Source organism: Hyphomicrobium facile, from assembly GCF_900116175.1.
In the GTDB taxonomy this organism is placed as follows: domain Bacteria; phylum Pseudomonadota; class Alphaproteobacteria; order Rhizobiales; family Hyphomicrobiaceae; genus Hyphomicrobium_B; species Hyphomicrobium_B facile.
The window spans coordinates 511,649-529,753 of sequence record NZ_FPCH01000001.1; the positions used below are offsets into that span (position 1 = coordinate 511,649).

The 18,105-nt window shown below is 62.4% G+C and carries 16 protein-coding genes and 1 riboswitch; of the genes, 12 read left to right on the top strand and 4 right to left on the bottom strand.

The window, feature by feature from the left end; all coding sequences use genetic code 11:
• Nucleotides 1–6: 6 nt before the first annotated feature.
• From rfbB to cbiB, 6 genes are all read left to right on the top strand, one after another.
• Nucleotides 7–1,098: a dTDP-glucose 4,6-dehydratase gene (gene rfbB / locus BM399_RS02480; protein ID WP_092863756.1), complete on the top strand. Its 1,092-nt coding sequence runs from the start codon at nt 7–9 to the stop codon at nt 1,096–1,098.
• Nucleotides 1,095–2,051 carry a dTDP-4-dehydrorhamnose reductase gene (rfbD, locus tag BM399_RS02485; RefSeq protein WP_092863759.1) on the top strand — a complete coding sequence of 319 codons (957 nt, stop codon included), beginning with the start codon at nt 1,095–1,097 and terminating at the stop codon, nt 2,049–2,051. Before rfbB ends, rfbD begins: the two co-directional genes overlap by 4 nt.
• Nucleotides 2,052–2,061: 10 nt before the next feature.
• Entirely contained in the window at nt 2,062–2,940 is an 879-nt protein-coding gene (rfbA, locus tag BM399_RS02490) for a glucose-1-phosphate thymidylyltransferase RfbA (RefSeq protein ID WP_092863762.1), read from the top strand.
• A 167-nt stretch (nt 2,941–3,107) separates the two neighbouring features.
• Entirely contained in the window at nt 3,108–3,929 is an 822-nt protein-coding gene (trhO, locus tag BM399_RS02495; RefSeq protein ID WP_210186946.1) for an oxygen-dependent tRNA uridine(34) hydroxylase TrhO, read from the top strand.
• A 153-nt stretch (nt 3,930–4,082) separates the two neighbouring features.
• On the top strand, nt 4,083–5,579 hold the full coding sequence (gene cobA / locus BM399_RS02500) for a uroporphyrinogen-III C-methyltransferase (protein WP_092863768.1): 1,497 nt from the start codon (nt 4,083–4,085) through the stop codon (nt 5,577–5,579).
• Nucleotides 5,580–5,627: 48 nt separating this feature from the next.
• The gene (cbiB, locus tag BM399_RS02505; protein ID WP_092863771.1) at nt 5,628–6,602 is read left to right on the top strand and encodes an adenosylcobinamide-phosphate synthase CbiB; all 975 of its coding nucleotides are present in this window, start codon (nt 5,628–5,630) and stop codon (nt 6,600–6,602) included.
• On the opposite strand, the gene BM399_RS02510 is transcribed toward cbiB, so the two are convergent.
• Genes BM399_RS02510 through cobU form a run of 3 tightly spaced genes read right to left on the bottom strand, consistent with a single transcriptional unit; the run spans nt 6,586 to nt 9,203 of the window.
• Complete coding sequence (locus BM399_RS02510) at nt 6,586–8,058, bottom strand: cobyric acid synthase (RefSeq protein WP_092863774.1); 1,473 nt, start codon at nt 8,056–8,058, stop codon at nt 6,586–6,588. The genes cbiB and BM399_RS02510 overlap by 17 nt on opposite strands.
• A complete protein-coding gene (gene cobO, locus BM399_RS02515; RefSeq protein WP_092863777.1) occupies nt 8,058–8,675 on the bottom strand; it encodes a cob(I)yrinic acid a,c-diamide adenosyltransferase in 618 nt (205 codons plus the stop codon). The genes BM399_RS02510 and cobO overlap by 1 nt, the downstream gene beginning before the upstream one ends.
• 3 nt (nt 8,676–8,678) lie before the next feature.
• Nucleotides 8,679–9,203 carry a bifunctional adenosylcobinamide kinase/adenosylcobinamide-phosphate guanylyltransferase gene (gene cobU, locus BM399_RS02520; RefSeq protein ID WP_092863780.1) on the bottom strand — a complete coding sequence of 175 codons (525 nt, stop codon included), beginning with the start codon at nt 9,201–9,203 and terminating at the stop codon, nt 8,679–8,681.
• Between the two features lie 59 nt (nt 9,204–9,262).
• Nucleotides 9,263–9,446, top strand: a riboswitch (cobalamin riboswitch).
• 174 nt (nt 9,447–9,620) lie between these two features.
• Between cobU and cobW the strand changes: the two genes are divergently transcribed.
• From cobW to cobJ, 6 genes are read left to right on the top strand one after another with little or no spacing between them, the layout of a single operon-like run.
• Nucleotides 9,621–10,658 (top strand): cobalamin biosynthesis protein CobW, encoded by a 1,038-nt coding sequence (gene cobW / locus BM399_RS02525; RefSeq protein WP_092863782.1) that lies wholly within the window; start codon nt 9,621–9,623, stop codon nt 10,656–10,658.
• Complete coding sequence (gene cobN / locus BM399_RS02530) at nt 10,658–13,942, top strand: cobaltochelatase subunit CobN (RefSeq protein WP_092863784.1); 3,285 nt, start codon at nt 10,658–10,660, stop codon at nt 13,940–13,942. The genes cobW and cobN overlap by 1 nt, the downstream gene beginning before the upstream one ends.
• Nucleotides 13,939–15,225, top strand: coding sequence for a precorrin-3B synthase (gene cobG, locus BM399_RS02535; RefSeq protein ID WP_092863787.1), 1,287 nt, complete (start codon nt 13,939–13,941; stop codon nt 15,223–15,225). The genes cobN and cobG overlap by 4 nt, the downstream gene beginning before the upstream one ends.
• The gene (locus BM399_RS02540; RefSeq protein ID WP_092863790.1) at nt 15,222–15,851 is read left to right on the top strand and encodes a precorrin-8X methylmutase; all 630 of its coding nucleotides are present in this window, start codon (nt 15,222–15,224) and stop codon (nt 15,849–15,851) included. Before cobG ends, BM399_RS02540 begins: the two co-directional genes overlap by 4 nt.
• A complete protein-coding gene (locus BM399_RS02545; protein ID WP_092863793.1) occupies nt 15,848–16,591 on the top strand; it encodes a precorrin-2 C(20)-methyltransferase in 744 nt (247 codons plus the stop codon). Before BM399_RS02540 ends, BM399_RS02545 begins: the two co-directional genes overlap by 4 nt.
• Nucleotides 16,588–17,346 (top strand): precorrin-3B C(17)-methyltransferase, encoded by a 759-nt coding sequence (gene cobJ, locus BM399_RS02550; RefSeq protein WP_092863796.1) that lies wholly within the window; start codon nt 16,588–16,590, stop codon nt 17,344–17,346. Before BM399_RS02545 ends, cobJ begins: the two co-directional genes overlap by 4 nt.
• Here the strand turns inward: cobJ and BM399_RS02555 are convergent.
• Entirely contained in the window at nt 17,316–18,101 is a 786-nt protein-coding gene (locus BM399_RS02555; protein ID WP_342028734.1) for a cobalt-precorrin-6A reductase, read from the bottom strand. The genes cobJ and BM399_RS02555 overlap by 31 nt on opposite strands.
• Nucleotides 18,102–18,105: the final 4 nt, after the last annotated feature.

Consider the following 18,105-nt stretch of genomic DNA (forward strand, 5'->3'; position numbering starts at 1 on the left):
GCGGGGATGAGAGTCATTGTTACGGGCGGAGCCGGATTTATCGGCTCGGCACTCGTTCGGTACCTCGTCCTCGACCGGGGCTGGGACGTGCTGAATGTCGATAAGCTGACGTATGCCGCCAACTTGCAGTCGCTCTCCTCGCTCACGGACAAGTCAAACTACCGGTTCGTTCTTGCAGATATTTGCGATGCCGATGCGATCAATCGCGTTTTCGCGGAATTCCGCCCTGATGCCGTGATGCATCTCGCCGCTGAAAGCCATGTCGACCGGTCAATCACGTCTCCCGCCGAATTCATCAAAACGAACATTCTTGGCACCCACGTTCTCCTCGAGGCCAGCCGGCATTATTGGAATGGGCTTGGCGCGGAAGGACGGAAGGCTTTCAGATTTCTGCATGTATCGACCGACGAAGTGTACGGCAGCCTCGCGGACGGCGGCTTCTTCGTCGAGAGTACGGCTTACGATCCGAGATCGCCTTATTCGGCGAGCAAGGCCTCGTCCGATCATCTCGTGAGTGCTTGGCGCGAAACATACGGGTTGCCAGCGCTGATCACGAACTGCTCGAACAATTATGGTCCGTATCATTTCCCGGAGAAGCTCATTCCGCTCGTTCTGCTGAATGCGCTCGAGAAGCGGCCGTTGCCGGTTTACGGCGACGGGCGGCAGGTTCGGGATTGGCTCTACGTCGAGGACCATGTGAAGGCTCTTACGATGGTTCTCGAAAGAGGCCGCGTGGGCGAGACATATAATATCGGCGGCCGAGCGCCGATGGAGAACATCTCTGTGGTCGAGCGGATTTGCGATGTTCTCGACAGCCTTCGGCCAGACGGAGAGTCGCGCCGAGGCCTTATTACATTTGTTCCCGATCGGCCCGGACACGACAGGCGTTACGCGATCGATCCGAGCAAGATCGAGACGGAGCTTGGCTGGCGCGCTGAGAAAACCTTCGACGACGGCATTGCGGCGACGGTCGAATGGTACTTGAGCAATGAGTGGTGGTGGCGGCCGCTTCGCGACAAAGTCTACGCGGGGAACAGGCTTGGCTTGCTCCAGACGCCCATGCCGGAAGATGTCGCGCGGGCGGAGTCGGTCGTGTGACCAGCGACGAGCGAAGCATACTCATCATCGGTCGGCATGGTCAGGTCAGCAGATCTCTTATCGAGTTGTTGGAGGCCGGCGGGCAGCGTTTCACTGTCGCCGGGCGACCGGAGGCCGATCTTCGCGATCCGCAATCCGTGAGACGCGCCATTCTCGCGGCTCGGCCGAGCGTCGTGGTCAATGCCGCAGCCTACACGGCCGTCGACAAGGCAAAAGATGAACCTGACGCGGCTTTCGCCGTAAATGCCGCTGGTGCGGAAGCCGCCGCAAAGGCCGCCGCCGATGTCGACGCGACGATCATTCATTTCTCGACCGACTACGTGTTCGATGGAAGCAAGCGCGTGCCCTACGTCGAGACGGATCCCGTGGCGCCGCTCGGGATTTACGGACGCAGCAAGCAAGAGGGCGAGGATCGCGTCGCTCAAGCCAATCCGAAGCACATCATTCTTCGCACCGCTTGGGTCTTCAGCCCGTTCGGAAGCAACTTTGTCAGGACCATGCTGCGCCTGAGCGTGGAACGCCCGGAAATCAAAGTCGTCGCCGATCAGCGCGGCAACCCGACGTTCGCACCGGACTTGGCGGATCTCGTCGGTAAGCTCATTCCTCTCGCAAGCGCATCCTCGCCGGACCCGCGAATTTTCGGGACCTTTCATGCGGTCAATCGCAACGAGACGACATGGTTCGGTTTTGCCCAGGCGATCATCGAGGGCGCGGCGCGCCGGGGCGGGCGCGATATCGGGGTTCTGCCGATCGGCACCAAAGATTATCCGACCAAGGCCGCGCGCCCTGCCTACTCTGTGCTCTCCACGGAAAAGCTCCGCGCCGTCTACGGGCTTGAACTTCGGCCGTGGAGAGACGCGCTTTCCGATTGCCTGGATCGGCTCGCCGGTCCTCCCCGCGACGAAGCTGCGGAACATTCGCAACAGATAAATAGAGCCGGGAAATTCGCATGAGCACGCTGACATGAGCACCCTCAAGGGCATCATCCTCGCGGGCGGCAGCGGCACGCGCCTTTACCCGCTGACGCTGACGATCTCGAAGCAGCTGCTTCCCGTCTACGACAAGCCGATGATCTATTATCCGCTGTCGACGCTGATGCTGGCTGGCATCCGAGATATCCTGATCATCACGACGCCGCATGACCAAATCCTTTTTCAAACGCTTCTCGGGACCGGAGAGCAGTTCGGGCTGCGCTTGAGCTATGCGGTGCAACCGGAACCCCAGGGGCTTGCGCAGGCTTTCATCATCGGCCGCGATTTCATCGGTGACGACCGGTGCGCGCTCGTGCTCGGCGACAACATCTACTACGGTCATGGGTTCAGCGAACTGCTTCGAAGTGCGGCGCTCCGCGAAGACGGCGCGTCGGTTTTCGCCTATGAGGTGGCCGACCCCGAACGCTACGGCGTCGTGACGTTCGACAAGGCGGGCAACGCGAAGGCGATCGATGAGAAGCCGAAAAAACCGAATTCCAATTGGGCGGTAACGGGTCTTTATTTTTACGACAACCGGGTCGTTGACTTTGCGTCGCGAGTAAAGCCTTCGGCGCGCGGCGAGCTTGAGATCACGACGCTCAATGAAATGTATCTGGCGGCGGGCGCGCTTCATGTCGAGCGCATGGGGCGGGGGTATGCCTGGCTCGATACCGGTACATTCGACAGCTTGAGCGACGCGAGCGAATACATCGGAACGATCGAGCGCCGTCAGGGCCTCAAGATTTCCTGCCCCGAAGAAATCGCCGTGCGCATGGGGTTCATTTCGCCTTCCGGCCTGGAGCCCTGGCTTGGCCGCCTGGGGAAGAGCCCTTACGCCGAGTACATCCGGCGCGTCATCGCCAGTATATGATCGCCAATAGTTAAAGGCTGCAGGGGATCGTCCCGCGTCGCCCCGGGATGCGGCCAAAATGCCGCGGCTTGCTCTTCGGGGGCCGTGACCGTATTGAAACCGGCGTAATTCTCGGACGGCCGTCCCTGATTTGCCGATCCACCGGTTCATATATGAAAGCTACGTGCGTGACGGTCAAAGTCGCCGCCTTCTACAAATTCGTCGAGATCGACGAGCCCGAGACGCTGCAGGCAAGCCTACGCGAGCTTTGCGCGGCGCGCGGAATTCTAGGCACGATCCTGGTTGCAAGCGAAGGTATCAACTCCACCGTTTCGGGTGCCGAGAGCGATATCGATGCGCTGATCGAGGCGCTCGTAGCGGATGCGAGATTTTCGGATCTGATCGTCAAATATTCGCAAGCGAGCGCGCATCCGTTTCAGCGGCTGAAGGTGAAGATCAAGAAGGAGATCGTGACGTTCGGCGTTCCCGATGCCCGGCCATCCGTCGCGACCGGCACGTTCGTCGAACCCGATGCGTGGAATGCCCTGATTGCCGACCCGGACGTTCTCGTGATCGATACGCGGAACGATTATGAGTTTCAGGTCGGCACATTCGAGGGCGCGCATAATCCGGAAACGCGGGCCTTCAACGAGTTCCCCGACTACGTCAAGCGAGCGCTTTCGGACGATCCGAAGCGCAAGATCGCGATGTTCTGCACGGGCGGCATTCGCTGCGAAAAGGCGAGCGCGTTTATGCTTCGCGAGGGTTTTCCGAACGTCTATCAGCTGAACGGCGGCATCTTGCGCTATTTGGAGCAGGTTGCGCCGGAAGAAAGCTTGTGGCGTGGCGAATGCTTCGTTTTCGATGAGCGGGTCGCGCTGGAGCACGGTGTTCGCGAGGGGCACCACACGCTCTGCTCCGAATGCGGATTTCCGATCAAGCGCCCGGACGGGGCCGGCGAAACCGCGGTCTGCGACGGTTGCCGCGAAACCATGGTCAACGCGGACTAAATCCAGCTCTGGTCGCTCCGCCAGCGCTAAAAGGAGGCTTCTTGGCCTCACTTGGCCCCGTGCGTCAGGCACCGCAGATGCCCGCTTGCTCGCCGGGGCCGGAATAATGATATAGCTGGTAGCGCCCAGCCATCCTGACCGAATATTTTTGCAATGACTATTCGCAAGCCCGACGATGAGAACCCCAACGGGGAAGAGCGCGCGACGCTGGAGGAGCTTATCCGCTGGCGGCGGGACGTTCGGCGCTTCAAGACAGATGCGGTTCCCGATGCATTGATCGACCGGCTTTTGCGGCTCGCGGATCTCGCGCCGTCGGTTGGCAACAGTCAGCCGTGGCGGATCGTCAACGTGCGGTCTCCGGAAGTCAGAGCGGAGATTGCGAAGAACTTCGAAGGGGCGCGCGTCCGAGCAGGAGCGAGCTACGACGGCGATCAGGCTGATCTCTACAATCGATTGAAGCTCGAGGGATTGAACGCGGCGCCCGTGCATCTCGCGATCTTTTCCGATCACGGCACGCTCCAGGGCCACGGGCTCGGGCGGCATACGATGCCGGAAGCGCTCGACCATTCCTGCGCGTGCATGGTGACGGTGCTGTGGCTCGCTGCACGCGAGGCCGGGCTCGGGCTTGGCTGGGTGTCGATCATCGACCCGGCGGAAGTCTCTAGGGTGCTTGGCGTGCCTGCCGAGTGGAAGCTCGTCGGATATCTCTCACTCGGCTGGCCGATCGAAGAACATCTCGATCCCGAGCTCGAACGACACGGGTGGCAGCCGCGAACAGCTTTCGATACGCGCTATTTTACGGCCGGTTCAGGGCCGCTCGCGACTGGTGAGACGGGCTCTCGTCCGGGAGACGCCAAAGTATTGGGCGCAGTCACGCTGGTCGGGGCGGGACCCGGGGATCCCGAGCTTTTGACGATCAAGGCACTCAATGCGCTGCAATCGGCGGATGCTGTGCTGTTCGACGATCTGGTCGCGAAACCCATCCTCGATCTGGTCCGCCCTGGGGCTCGCCTGATCGATGTGGGCAAGCGCGGCTACCGGCAGTCGTGCAAGCAACCCGACATCAATGCGCAAATGGTGTCGCTTGCGCGCGAGGGGCTGAATGTCGTGCGTCTCAAGTCGGGCGATCCGCTGATCTTCGGCCGTGCGGGCGAAGAGATCGAAGCGTGCGAGACGGCAGGCATTGCGATCAGCATCGTGCCGGGCGTGACGTCGGCGCAGGGCGCGGCGGCCAATCTCAAGGTGTCGCTGACCAATCGGGATCATGCGCGCCGTTTGCAGTTCATTACGGCGCACGACCGTCGCGGACAGCTGCCCAAGGACATCGACTGGAGTGCTGTTGCCGACAGCGCGGCGACGACCGTCGTCTACATGCCGAAGCGGACGCTCGCGGAACTTACCGAGATTGCGCTCGTGCACGGGCTCGACCCGAAGACGCCCGCCATCGCCGTCGCGAACGCAACGCGGCCGGACGAGCGTGTTTTCATCTCGACCATCGGTGCCATTGCCACGGCGCTCGAAGCAGCGCATCCGGAGGGGCCGGTGCTTGTCATGCTTGGGGAGGCTTTGCGTTATGCCACAGCCCGAGACGCTGCGAAGCAGGCTGAGGCGATCGCTGCAACTTACGGCGTTCTGCCCGAGCAATCTTGAGATCGGCGGCCGTGCGCGTCTCTCACACCAGCATCACGTGCAATTTCCGTGAGTGAGGCCCAGACCCTTCTCATTGTGGCAGGCGCGCTCGCGCTGGAAGCGCTCTTTGGGTACCCGAACTGGCTTTATGAGCGCATCGGCCATCCCGTATCGTGGATCGGCTCGCTCATCTCCGCACTCGATCACCGCCTCAACAAGGAGAGCGAAAGCGCCGAGGCACGCCGCTTGGCGGGCGTTCTGGCGCTCAGCATCATCGTCGTGACTGCCGGTGCAGTCGCCTGGGTCATCGAGCGGGCGTCGGCGTATAGCGCGATTGGTGAAATTCTGATCGCGGTTCTGGCTTCGACGCTCATCGCGAGCCGAAGTCTTTACAACCATGTCGCAGCTGTCGCTCGCGCGCTCGCGAACGATGGCCTCAAAGGCGGGCGGCTTGCGGTGGGCCGTATCGTCGGCCGCAATCCTGAGACGCTCGACGAACACGGTGTCGCGCGGGCCGCGATTGAAAGTCTGGCCGAGAATGCGTCCGACGGCGTCGTCGCGCCGGTGTTCTGGTTTGCCTTTTTCGGACTGCCGGGTCTTGCCGTTTATAAGGCGATCAACACGGCGGACAGCATGATTGGTCATCGGACGCCGCGGCACGAGGCGTTCGGGTGGGCGGCTGCCCGGCTCGACGATCTCGTCAATCTACCGGCGTCGCGGCTGACGGGATTGCTTTTCGCAGCAGCGGCTCTCTTTATCCGGGGCGCGTCGCCTGCGGCGGCGCTCGAGGCGATGTCTCGCGATGCTTCGAAACACCGATCGCCCAACGCCGGCTGGGCGGAAAGCGCGATGGCAGGAGCGCTGGGGTTCAAGCTCAACGGGCCGAAGGTCTATGGCAACGTGCGCGTCGAAGATGCCTATATGGGCAACGGGCGCCGGGACCTGGCCGCGGAGGATATTTACGCGGCGCTTCGCCTCGCAATGATCGCATGGGCGATCATGATTGCGATTCTGTTGCTCTTTGCCGCTATTTTGCGAGGCTGAGCAGTTCGTCGATGGCGAGGTGGCGGGCGAGGTGCTCGGCGAAGCCATCAAGAATGGCGTCGATTTCCGCTTCGTAGCTGTTGCCCGATGTTTCGGCACCGAAAGCAGTGAGGATGGCGGCGCGGGCCGTATCAGACGCAAAAATACCGTGCACGTAGCATCCGGCGATGTGGCCATTCGGCGACGAGGCGCCGTCGTTCCGGCCGTCGGCAAACGTCACCATGGGGCGAGCGGTGTCCGGCCCGCCGGTCCGGCCAACGTGCATTTCGTAGCCCTGGAACGGAGCGCCGTTCGAATGAAGCGTTCCCTCGACGGCTGCGAGTGTTTTCTCCATTCCAAATTCCGTCTCGATGTCGAGGAGGCCGAGGCCTTCTACGGTTCTGGGCCGGCCCTCGATGCCGTTCGGATCGGAAAGGCGTTTTCCCAGCATTTGATAGCCGCCGCAAAGGCCGAGCACGCCACCGCCGCGACGAACGTGCGCTTTGATATCGATGTCCCAGCCTTCGGCGCGCAATGCGGCGAGATCATCGATCGTGGCTTTGGAGCCCGGAAGGAGAATGATGTCAGCATCGGCCGGAATAGGCTTGCCCGCATCGATCATATCGACGGCAACGCCCGGTTCGTTCCGCAAGGGATCGAGATCGTCGAAATTCGAAATGCGCGGCAGCACCGGCACCGCGATGCGCAGCTTCACGGCGCCCTTCGGCTTCGATGTTTTCGCAAGATCACGCAGGGCGAGCGCATCCTCTGCGGGAAGTTTCCGTGCGGCGTCGAAATTTGGAACGAGGCCGAGGGCGGTCCATCCCGTCATCTTTGAAATAGCTGCCATGCCGTCGGCAAAGAGCGTCGGATCTCCGCGCATCTTGTTGACGATGAACCCCTTGATCATCGCCGCGTCATCCGGCTCGAGGACGCGCTGCGTTCCGACGAGGCTGGCAATGACTCCGCCGCGATCGATGTCACCGATCAGAACAATGGGGACACCGGCCGCGCGTGCGAAGCCGAGGTTCGCAATGTCGTTCTTCCGAAGGTTGATCTCGGAGGCGCTGCCCGCGCCTTCGACGAGGACGAAATCGTATTCGGCTTTCAGCCGGCCGAAGCTTTCTAGAACCGCCGGCAGAAGCTCAGGCTTCTTCGTTTGGAATTCCCGCGCCTTGGCCGAGCCGATCATTTTGCCTTGCACGACGATTTGCGCGCCCGTCTCGCTTTCGGGCTTCAGCAACACGGGGTTCATATGAACCGACGGCGCAACGCGCGCGGCACGCGCTTGCAATGCCTGCGCGCGGCCGATTTCGCCGCCGTCGGCTGTCACAGCGGCGTTGTTCGACATGTTCTGCGGCTTGAACGGCACGACGCGGATGCCGCGGTTCGCGAGCAAGCGGCAAAGGCCCGCCACCATCAGGGATTTGCCGACGTCGGAGCCGGTGCCCGAAAACATCAGGGTTCGCGCTGGCATTAGAACTCGATGCCTTCCTGCGCTTTGATGCCGGCTGCGAAATGATGTTTCACGGCGGCCATTTCCGTCACGCCGTCGGCAAGCGCGATCAACTCCGGCTTGGCGTTGCGGCCGGTGACGACGACGTGGAGATCGGCGCGGCGGTTGCGGAGCGTTTCGATGACATCATCGAGCGGAAGGTAATCGTAGCGGAGCGCGATGTTGAGTTCGTCGAGAACGAGAAGGCGAATGGTGGGGTCCGCCATCAGCTCTTTGACCTTCGCCCACGCGCGCTCGGCCGCTGCAATGTCGCGCGCCTTGTCCTGGGTTTCCCAAGTGAAGCCTTCGCCCATCGTGTGCCAGGAAACCTGATCGCCGAACATGCGAAGCGCGTCGCGTTCGCCGGTCTTCCATGCGCCTTTGATGAACTGCACGACGCCGACGCGCCAGCCGTGGCCGAGCGCGCGCAAGGCCAGTCCAAACGCGGCGGTGGACTTGCCTTTTCCGGGGCCTGTGTGCACGAGGAGAACGCCCTTTTCGATCGACTTCGAGGCGACCTCGGCGTCTTGCACGGCCTTGCGCTTTGCCATCTTGGCCTTGTGGCGCTCGGCTTCGTCTATCGTCGGATCGGTGGTCACGGTTCAGCCTTTCAAGGTCAGCGGCAAGCCGGCGGCGACGAAGACGACCTTGTCGGCCGTCGCCGCGATTTTCTGATTGAGCCTGCCGGCCTCATCGCGAAATGCGCGCGCGAGAGCGTTGTCCGGCACGATGCCGAGGCCGACTTCATTCGAAACGATGACGCAGGGGGCGATCCGCTTCGAGAGCGCCGCGATCAGTTTGTCGGTCGCGTCGGGGATCGGACGTTCCGCGTGCATCAAATTCGACAGCCACAAGGTCAGGCAGTCGACGAGGGACACCAGTTCGGACGTCCGGTTCGACAAGATATCGGCGATATCGAGAGGCGTTTCGTGCTGAACCCAGCCGCTGCTGCGACGCCTTTTGTGCAGCTTGATCCGCTCGTCCATCTCGCCGTCGAAGGCTTCGGCGGTGGCGATATAGGCCCAGGGCCCCGGCTGGCTCGTGACAAGCCGCTCGGCATAAAGGCTTTTGCCGGAGCGCGCGCCTCCAAGGACTAATGTCAGCTGCGGCAGGGTTGGCGTTGGCATGAGGTGCTTTCGGACTGTCCAAGACGCGCTGATGGCGATTGACGAAGGATAGTCGCTCACTTATCGATGGGGACGACGGTCCCTCGCAAGAGGGTTCAAAGGGAATGCGGTATTTACTCCGCAGCTGCCCCCGCAACTGTGAGCGGTGAGCGCTGGCGATATGACCACTGGGCCTATGCCCGGGAAGGTCGCCAGACGCTGAGACCCGCGAGCCAGGAGACCTGCCGTCGTAGAGGATCAGACCGTCGCCGGTGGGGCGAGAAAGGTTAACATGACTTTCAGAATGCTCTGCGCACGCCATTGCGCGCCATCCCATCATGCGTGGATGTTCAAACGTGCGGCTCCGACCGGGGCCGCCGCGGCGGGACCGTTTGCCCGAACGTCTCACCACACCAACTTCAACTCGGAGTTTTGCCGATGAGCGCGCGCAAGGTACCTGTCACAATCGTCACGGGCTTTCTGGGTGCAGGCAAAACGACGCTCGTCAGGCACGCGATCGAGAATGCCGAAGGCCGCCGGCTGGCCTTGATCGTCAACGAATTTGGCGATGTCGGTGTCGATGGCGCTATCCTTCGTTCGTGCGGCGTCGAGAATTGCCCGGAGGAAAACATCGTCGAGCTGACGAATGGCTGCCTCTGCTGCACGGTCGCAGACGACTTCGTGCCGACGCTCGAGGCTTTGCTGTCGCGAAATCCACCGCCCGAGCACATCATCGTCGAGACGTCGGGTCTGGCTTTGCCCAAGCCGCTGGTGAAAGCCTTTGAATGGCCGGATATCCGCAACCGCGTTACGGTCGATGGCGTCGTGACCGTCGTCGATGGGCCCGCGGTAAAGGCGGGGCGGTTCGCAGACGATCCCGTGAAGGTCGCGGCGCAGCGTGCGGCCGATCCGTCCGTCGATCATGAAAATCCGCTGGAAGAGGTTTACGAGGATCAGCTTCTCTGCGCCGATCTCGTCGTTCTGAACAAAACCGATCTGATGTCGCCTGAAGAAGCGGATCAGATCACGGAAGAGATCAGGGCCGGCGTTCCGCGCGCCATCAAGATCGTCGCGACGCGCGAGGGTCGTGTTCCCGCTAGTGTATTGCTTGGGCTTTCGGCGGCGGCGGAGAACGATCTCGCCGCCCGTCCATCCCATCACGATAACGAGCCCGATCACGACCACGACGATTTCGAGACATTCATTGTCGAGGTGCCGGCGCTCGCTTCGCCTGCCGATCTCGCGTCACGAGCCAAGGCGATCGCCAATGCTCATGACGTGCTGCGCATAAAGGGCTTTGCGGCAATCGATGGAAAGCCGATGCGGCTGTTATTGCAAGGCGTCGGCGAACGCGTCGATACGCGGTATGAGCGGGCCTGGAGGGCCGATGAGCCGCGGCTCGGCAAGCTCGTCGTCATCGGTCAGAAAGGCCTCGACCGCGCGAGCATCACCAGGACTCTGACAGGCGCTGCCTAATGCATATCGTCGTTCGCGAGAGCCGAGATCTCGATGAGGCCGCCGTGCCTCAGGATCTCGGACTTGCGCCCGCCGATATCGTCTTTCTTTCATTTTCCGATTCCGATTTGGCAATGGCGGCCGCGGCGTTTCGTTCTGTTGCCGGAGCAGAACGTCCGAGCCTTCGCATTGCGAACCTCAATGCGCTGCGCCATCCCATGTCGGTCGATATTTTTGCGGACACGACGCTCAGAGGGACGAAGTCGATACTTGTTCGCTTGCTCGGCGGTCTCGATTATTGGCGTTATGGCGGCGAGCAGATCGGGAAGCGTTGCCGCGAGCTTGGAATTGCTTTGGCCATCGTGCCGGGCGACGGGCGGCCGGATATTCGGCTCGGTGCGTTGTCGACAATCGAGACAGAGGATCTGACGAGGCTGCAATCGCTGCTCGATGTGGGCGGTGTCGAGAATACGCGTGCTGCGCTCAATGGCTTGCTCACACGGGCAAACGGCGGGGATGCGCGCATTGCGGAAGCGTCGATTATTCCCGGCTTTGGTATCTATCGCGAAAGTGCGGCGCCTCAAGACGAATTCGCGGCCGATGGCCTCGGGACGGCGGCTGTCATTTTCTATCGCTCGCATTTGCTCGCGGGCGACGTTGCGCCGATCGATGGCCTCATCGATGCGCTGGAACATCGCAGACTCGCGACGACCGCTCTCTACGTGCCAAGCCTGAAGGCTTCGGAGGCGGCTCTGTGGCTTGAAACAGAACTCGGCCGAATTCAGCCGAATGTGATCGTCAACGCAACGGCGTTTGCCGCGCGTGACGGCGCAGATGGTTCGCCGCTCGACCGATCCAATTGTCCGGTTCTGCAGGTTGCGCTCGCCAATGCGTCGCGCGCCGCATGGGAGAAATCGCAGCGTGGTCTCGGCGCGTCGGATCTCGCAATGCATGTCGTTCTACCCGAACTCGACGGCCGGCTTTTTGCGGGGGTCGTTTCGTTCAAGGAGGAGGACGATCTCGGCAGCGACCTCGGAATTTCGTTGCTTCGACATGCGCCCTACGATGCCGGTATCGGACACGTCGCGGAACTTGCTGCCGCCTGGGCGGCATTGCGAACGTCACCGCGCGGCAATCGCCGTGTCGCGCTGTTGCTTTCGACCTATCCGGGGCGGCCGGATCAGATCGCGCATGCCGTCGGGCTCGACGGGCTCGAAAGTGCGTGCAAAATTGCGGCGCGCTTGGGCGATGAAGGTTATTCGATTTCCTCTGCGCCAGCTGGGTCGCAAGACCTTGCCCGTCTGCTCGGGTCCGAAGCGCAGGCGATCCGTTGGCCGCTCGCAGAATATCGCGCGGCCTTCGATCAACTTCCCGAAGCGTTTCGCGACAGCGTCTCGGCCGCGTGGGGTGAACCGGAAGAAGACGACTTTGCCGCCGATGGCGCTTTTTTATTCCGCGTTGCGCTGTTCGGGAATTTCCTCATCGGATTGCAACCGGAGCGCGGCCAGGTTCAAGACCGGAAGGCGCAGTATCACGATCCTTCGACGCCGCCGCGGCATAGCTACATCGCGTTTTACCTGTGGTTGAGGCATGTCGCGAAGCTTGACGCGCTGATCCATCTCGGCGCGCACGGCACACTCGAATGGCTGCCTGGAAAGGCGATCGCCGGAAGCGGAGCCTGCGGGCCGCGTGCTTTGCTCGGCCCAGTGCCGATGATTTATCCGTTCATCGTCAACGATCCGGGAGAGGCTGCGCAGGCAAAGCGGAGGCTCGCCGCCGTGACGCTCGGACACCGGCCGCCGCCGATGATCGAAGCGGGCTTGTCGGGTCCGTTGAACGACGTCGAGCGGCTCGTCGATGAGTTTTCGTCGGCGGATGGTCTTGATCCACGACGGCGCAAGGTGCTGTCCGGAGAGATCGTCGATGCTGCCTTTCGCGCGGGAATCGCGGAGCGCTGCGGGCTCGAAGCCGGCATGTCGCCCAATGACGCGTTGATGCGCATCGACGCGTTTCTCTGCGATGTGAAAGAGCTTGCGATCCGCGACGGCTTGCACGTGCTTGACGATACTGAGCTCGATGCCATCGTCCGCGCGCTCGACGGAAAATTCATCGAGCCGGGTCCGGCAGGCGCGCCAAGCCGCGGCCGTTCCGATGTTCTGCCGACCGGGCGCAATCTCTATAGCGTCGATCCGCGGAGCGTTCCGACGCCGACCGCGTGGGCCAACGGACGGCGTGCGGCGAAGGCCATTCTCGATCGTTACGTTGGCGATCATGGCGACTGGCCCCGCGCAATCGTACTGGACCTTTGGGGAAGCGCGACGCTGCGCACTGGCGGAGAAGAGCTTGCGACGGCGCTGGCTTTGCTCGGCGTCCGGCCGGTGTGGGACTTTCGATCGTATCGGATCACGGGTATCGAGACGGAGGCGTTGGCGGAACTCGGCCGGCCGCGCGTTGACGTTACGCTGCGCATTTCCGGGCTGTTTCGCGATATTTTCGGCGCGCAGCTTGCGCTCTTCAATAGCGCCGTGGCGCTCGTTGCGGGGCTCGCCGAGGACGTGGCCGACAATCCGCTGCACGCGGAGCATCGCGAGGGCGTGCGGCTCGATCGCATTTTTGGTCCGGCGGACGGCAGCTACGGCGCCGGTGTCATGCAGCACATCGATCGCGGCGATTGGTCGAAGCGGGAGGAACTCGGGAACGCGTACCTGCAGAGTTCGTCGCAAAGCTATCGCAATGAAAGTGGCGGCACGGATGCCGCTGGGGAGTTCAAAGATCGCGTTGCGGCCGCGGATGCCTTCGTGCACGTGCAGGACCATAGCGAGATCGATCTGCTGACCGGCGGTGATTTCGCAGCACACGAAGGCGGCTTTGCTGCCGCCGCTGCTGCCGTCGGAAACAGCGGTGTTGCGCTCTATCATAGCGATACGGCAGAGCCCGAGAAGCCGCGCGTGCGGACGCTTCAAGAAGAATGCGCACGCGTTATTCACGGCCGTGCCGCCAACACGCGATGGATCGAAGGGCAGATGCGTCACGGCTTCCGTGGTGCTGCGGAGATGGCGCAGAGCGTCGATGCCGCATTTGCTTTTGCGGCGACTGCGGCTGCGGTCGATAACGGGGGCTTCGAGCGGCTCTACAACGCGTATCTCGGCGATCCGGCCGTGGCGGCATTCATCGAGCGGGAAAATCCGGCGGCGATGGATGCGATGCGCCGGCGTTTCGCGGAAGCGATTTCTCGCGGGCTCTGGCAACCGCGCCGCAACGATTTGGACGCTGGTCCGCACAAGCCACGCGAGGCTGCTGAATGACCGGCGCGGCGCATTTGAGAAAGGGATGGTGTCCCGGCGCACTTCGGCCGATGCGCTCGGGCGACGGACTGCTCGTGCGCGTGCGGCCACACGCGGGAGCTTTCACTCTTCCGGCGCTGCACGTGATTGCGAATGTGGCGGCACGCTTTGGTTCCGGCGAGATCGATCTCACGAACCGCGGCAATCTACAATTGCGCGGCGTATCGGATGATAGCTACGACGCGGCAATCGCCGCGCTTCGTGCAGCCGGCTTGATCGACGAGTCGGCTCAGATTGAAGCGGTGCGCAATGTTATCGTCGATCCGCTGAGCGGAATCGATCCGGCACGCAGCGATGTCCGGGCTCTTGCGGCTGCGTTCGAATGCATGCTTGTGGATGACGCGCGCCTCTGGGCTCTGCCGGGAAAATTCGGGGTCAGCTTTTCGGGGACTTCGGAACCGCGCGTCGGCGGCAGGGCAACAGACATCATGATCGCATCGGACGGCGATCGCTTCGCCGTTTTTCTCGATGGCGCAACAGATGTCTCGTGCACTGTATCGAGAAGCGACGTGCTTGGAGCGGTTCAACGTCTGGCGTTGGCTTTTCTCGGTTTTGCGGCGAACGATCCGAGCGTCAGACGCATGCGAGATGCGGTTGCGGCGCGTGGCGCTGTGATGATTTTTGCAACGGCGGAATTGCGCGTAACGTCGTCCCCGGTCCAAGCACGGATCGATCCTCTTCCGCCTGTTGGATTGCAGGTTCGCGGAGAGCAAGTGTTCGGGGTTGGGATCGGGCTTCCGTTCGGGCGGATCGTTGCCGATCAACTGGATCGCCTTTGCGAGGCTACGGCGGCGGCAAAGCGCAACGATGTGTTCACAAGCCCGCAACGAATTCTGGTTTTCCCGGTCAATGATCGGGCGCGCGCCGGGGCGCTCATGAAGGTTGCCGACGACATCGGCTTGATTAACGCCGGCAGCGATGTTCGCCTGGCCATGGACGTTTGCCCCGGCTCGCCGGGATGCAAGAATGCGATGACCGACACGCGCGGCGATGCGCAGCGTCTCGTTGAGGGTCTCAACGGTTCGCTCGGCGGTTACACCGTTCACGTCTCAGGGTGCGAGAAAGGTTGCGCGCGGCGGTCTGCGGCGGACTTCACGCTCGTCGCACGCGAAGGGCGCTACGATCTTATTCGCAACGGATCGCCTCAACTCGCAGGTGTGGGGGATTCGGTCGCGTTGGCTGAAGTCGAACCCGCCGATATCGGCAAGACGGTATCTAGGTTCATCATGGAATCCGCATCATGACGGTTCAGGACTACATTCGGGATGGCGCCGCGATCTATGCGCGCTCATTCTCGATCATTCGCGCTGAGGCGGATCTTGCGCGATTTACGCCGGAGGAGGAGCGTGTCGCGGTGCGCATCATTCATGCGTGCGGCATGGTGGAGATCGCGCGCGATATCATCATGTCGCTGACGTTCGCGCGGAGTGCCGCGTCGGCGCTGGCAGGTGGCGCGCCCATTCTCTGCGACTCGATGATGGTGGCTGACGGAATTACACGCGCGCGGTTGCCGGCGAAGAATTCCGTCATTTGCACGCTTCGAGATCCCAGTGTGCCGGAGATCGCGGCCAGCATCGGCAATACCCGGACGGCCGCAGCGATGGAACTTTGGAAGCCGCATATGGCGGGCTCCGTGGTTGTCGTCGGCAATGCGCCGACAGCGCTCTTCAGGCTTCTCGAGCTGATGAATGCCGGCGCGCCGAAACCGGCAGCCGTCATCGGTATGCCGGTCGGTTTCGTTGGCGCCATTGAATCCAAAGAGGCGCTGGCAGCTGACGGGCGCGTTCCGTTTGCCATCGTGCGTGGCCGCAAGGGCGGCAGCGCGATGGCCGCGGCCGCCGTCAATGCGCTTGCAAGTGAGGCCGAATGAGCGAGGTGCTATCGGGGACGTTGTTCGGCGTCGGCCTTGGGCCCGGAGATCCGGAGCTCATGACGCTGAAGGCGGTGCGCGTGTTGAGCGCGGCGCCGGTGGTGGCGCATTTTCGCAAGAGCGGCAGGGCCGGGCACGCGCGTACGATTGCGAGTGCGCATATCCGCGAGACGGCGACCGAAGCCGCGTTCGACTATCCGGTGACGACCGAGATCGATTTCCGCGACGAGGGATATATCTCGGCCATCCGCGAATTTTATACCGCGTGCGCGGAGACCATCGCAGGACATCTCGCCGAGGGACGCGATGTGGCGCTGCTCTGCGAGGGCGATCCATTCTTCTACGGATCGTTTCTGCATATGTACGACCGCATCAAGGCGGCCCATCCGGTGACAGTGATCCCCGGCATTACGGGGATGTCCGGCTGTTGGACGGCTGCGCGGGCGCCGATCACTTACGGGGACGATATTTTGACGGTGCTGCCCGGCACATTGGACCGCGCGGTGCTGGCCAAGCATCTCGAAGGTGCGGATGCGGCGGTCATCATGAAGGTCGGCCACAATTTGCAGAAGATCAAAGAGGCGCTGAAAGACGCCGGGCGCTTCAATGATGCGATTTATGTCGAGCGCGGAACGATGCCCGGCGAGCGGATCGTGCCGCTTGCGGACCTTGGCGAGTGTGCGGTTCCGTATTTCTCGATCGTGTTGCTGCCGGGCGGTCGTGGACGCCGCATCGCATGAAGGGTGATCTCGTCATCGTCGGACTTGGGCCTGGCCCCGAAGGTTGGGTTACGCCCGCTGCAACAGCCGCGGTGGCGGCAGCCGACGTCATTCTCGGCTACACGCCTTATGTGAACCGGATCACTCCGAAGCCGGGGCAAATTCTTGAAGCTTCCGACAATCGCGAAGAGCTCGTACGAGCCCAACGCGCGCTGTCGCTTGCTGCAAGCGGGAAGCGTGTCGCCGTGGTTTCCGGTGGAGATCCCGGCGTCTTTGCGATGGCAGCTGCGGTCTACGAAGCGGTCGAGGCCAATCCCGCCTCCGCCGACGGAGTCGATATTCGCGTCGAGCCCGGGGTGACGGCGATGCTCGCGGCGGCGGCGCGGATCGGTGCGCCACTGGGTCATGACTTTTGCGCGATTTCGCTGTCGGATAATTTGAAGCCGTGGGCGACAATCGAGAGGCGTCTCCGGCTCGTCGCCGAGGCCGACTTCGTGATTGCGCTCTACAACCCGGCTTCGAAGGCGCGTCCGCAGCAGATCAAGCAAGCGTTCCAGATCTTGAGTGCGGTGTTGCCTGCTGAGACGATTGTCGTCTTCGCGCGCGCCGTCGGCAGGCCGGACGAGGAGATCGACGTTGCGACGCTTGCGGGCGCTGCGGATATGCCGTGCGATATGCGCACGCTCGTTATCATCGGATCGCAGGCCACGCGGCAGGTGAAGTCTCCCGATGGGCGGGCCTGGATTTATACGCCGCGTTCGGAGCAACGCCGATGATGGGCCTTGATCCAGGCGAAAGCGTCTTCAACGGAGGCGACGGTCGACCGGGGCGTAATCGCGGGACGCCGAACCATGTGGACTTTGATGCCGAGCAAACGCGCAGCTTCGATCTTGGAATAGGCTGCGCTGCCGCCGGCATTCTTGGCGAGCACGTGGCTGATGTGGTGCTTCCGGAAAAGTTCGAGATCGTCGTCCGTGCGGAAGGGTCCGCGCGCGGCAACGATCGTTGCGTTAGGAAGGCTTGCGGGCGGCTCGCTCGCATCGACGACGCGGATAACGTAGCGATGTTGGGGCGCGGCGCCGAGCGCGGGGATCGCCTGGCGGCCGAGGCCGGAGAAAACGTCTTGCGGCGTGTCAGGCAGGGCCGCGATTGCGGCATCGATGCTGTCGAACTCGCTCCATTCGTCGCCGCCCGCAGGCGTCCACTGCGGCCGCTCGATCGCGAGCAGCGGAATGTGAGCAGCGGCACTCGCCGCGATAGCGTTGTTGCTGATGCGGGCCGCAAACGGATGCGTGGCGTCGATAACGAGATCGATGTTCTCGCGCGTCAGATATTCGGTAAGCCCGTCGACGCCGCCGAAGCCGCCGACGCGAACGGGGAGTGGGCTCTCCGCGGGATTGGCCGTGCGCCCAGCGAGCGACAGAGTTGCGGACATGCCATTTTCGCCCGCGAGACTTTGTGCAAGGGAGGTCGCCTCGCTCGTTCCTCCGAGGAGCAAAATGCGACACGGGCTATCAAGCTTCGTCATCATACGC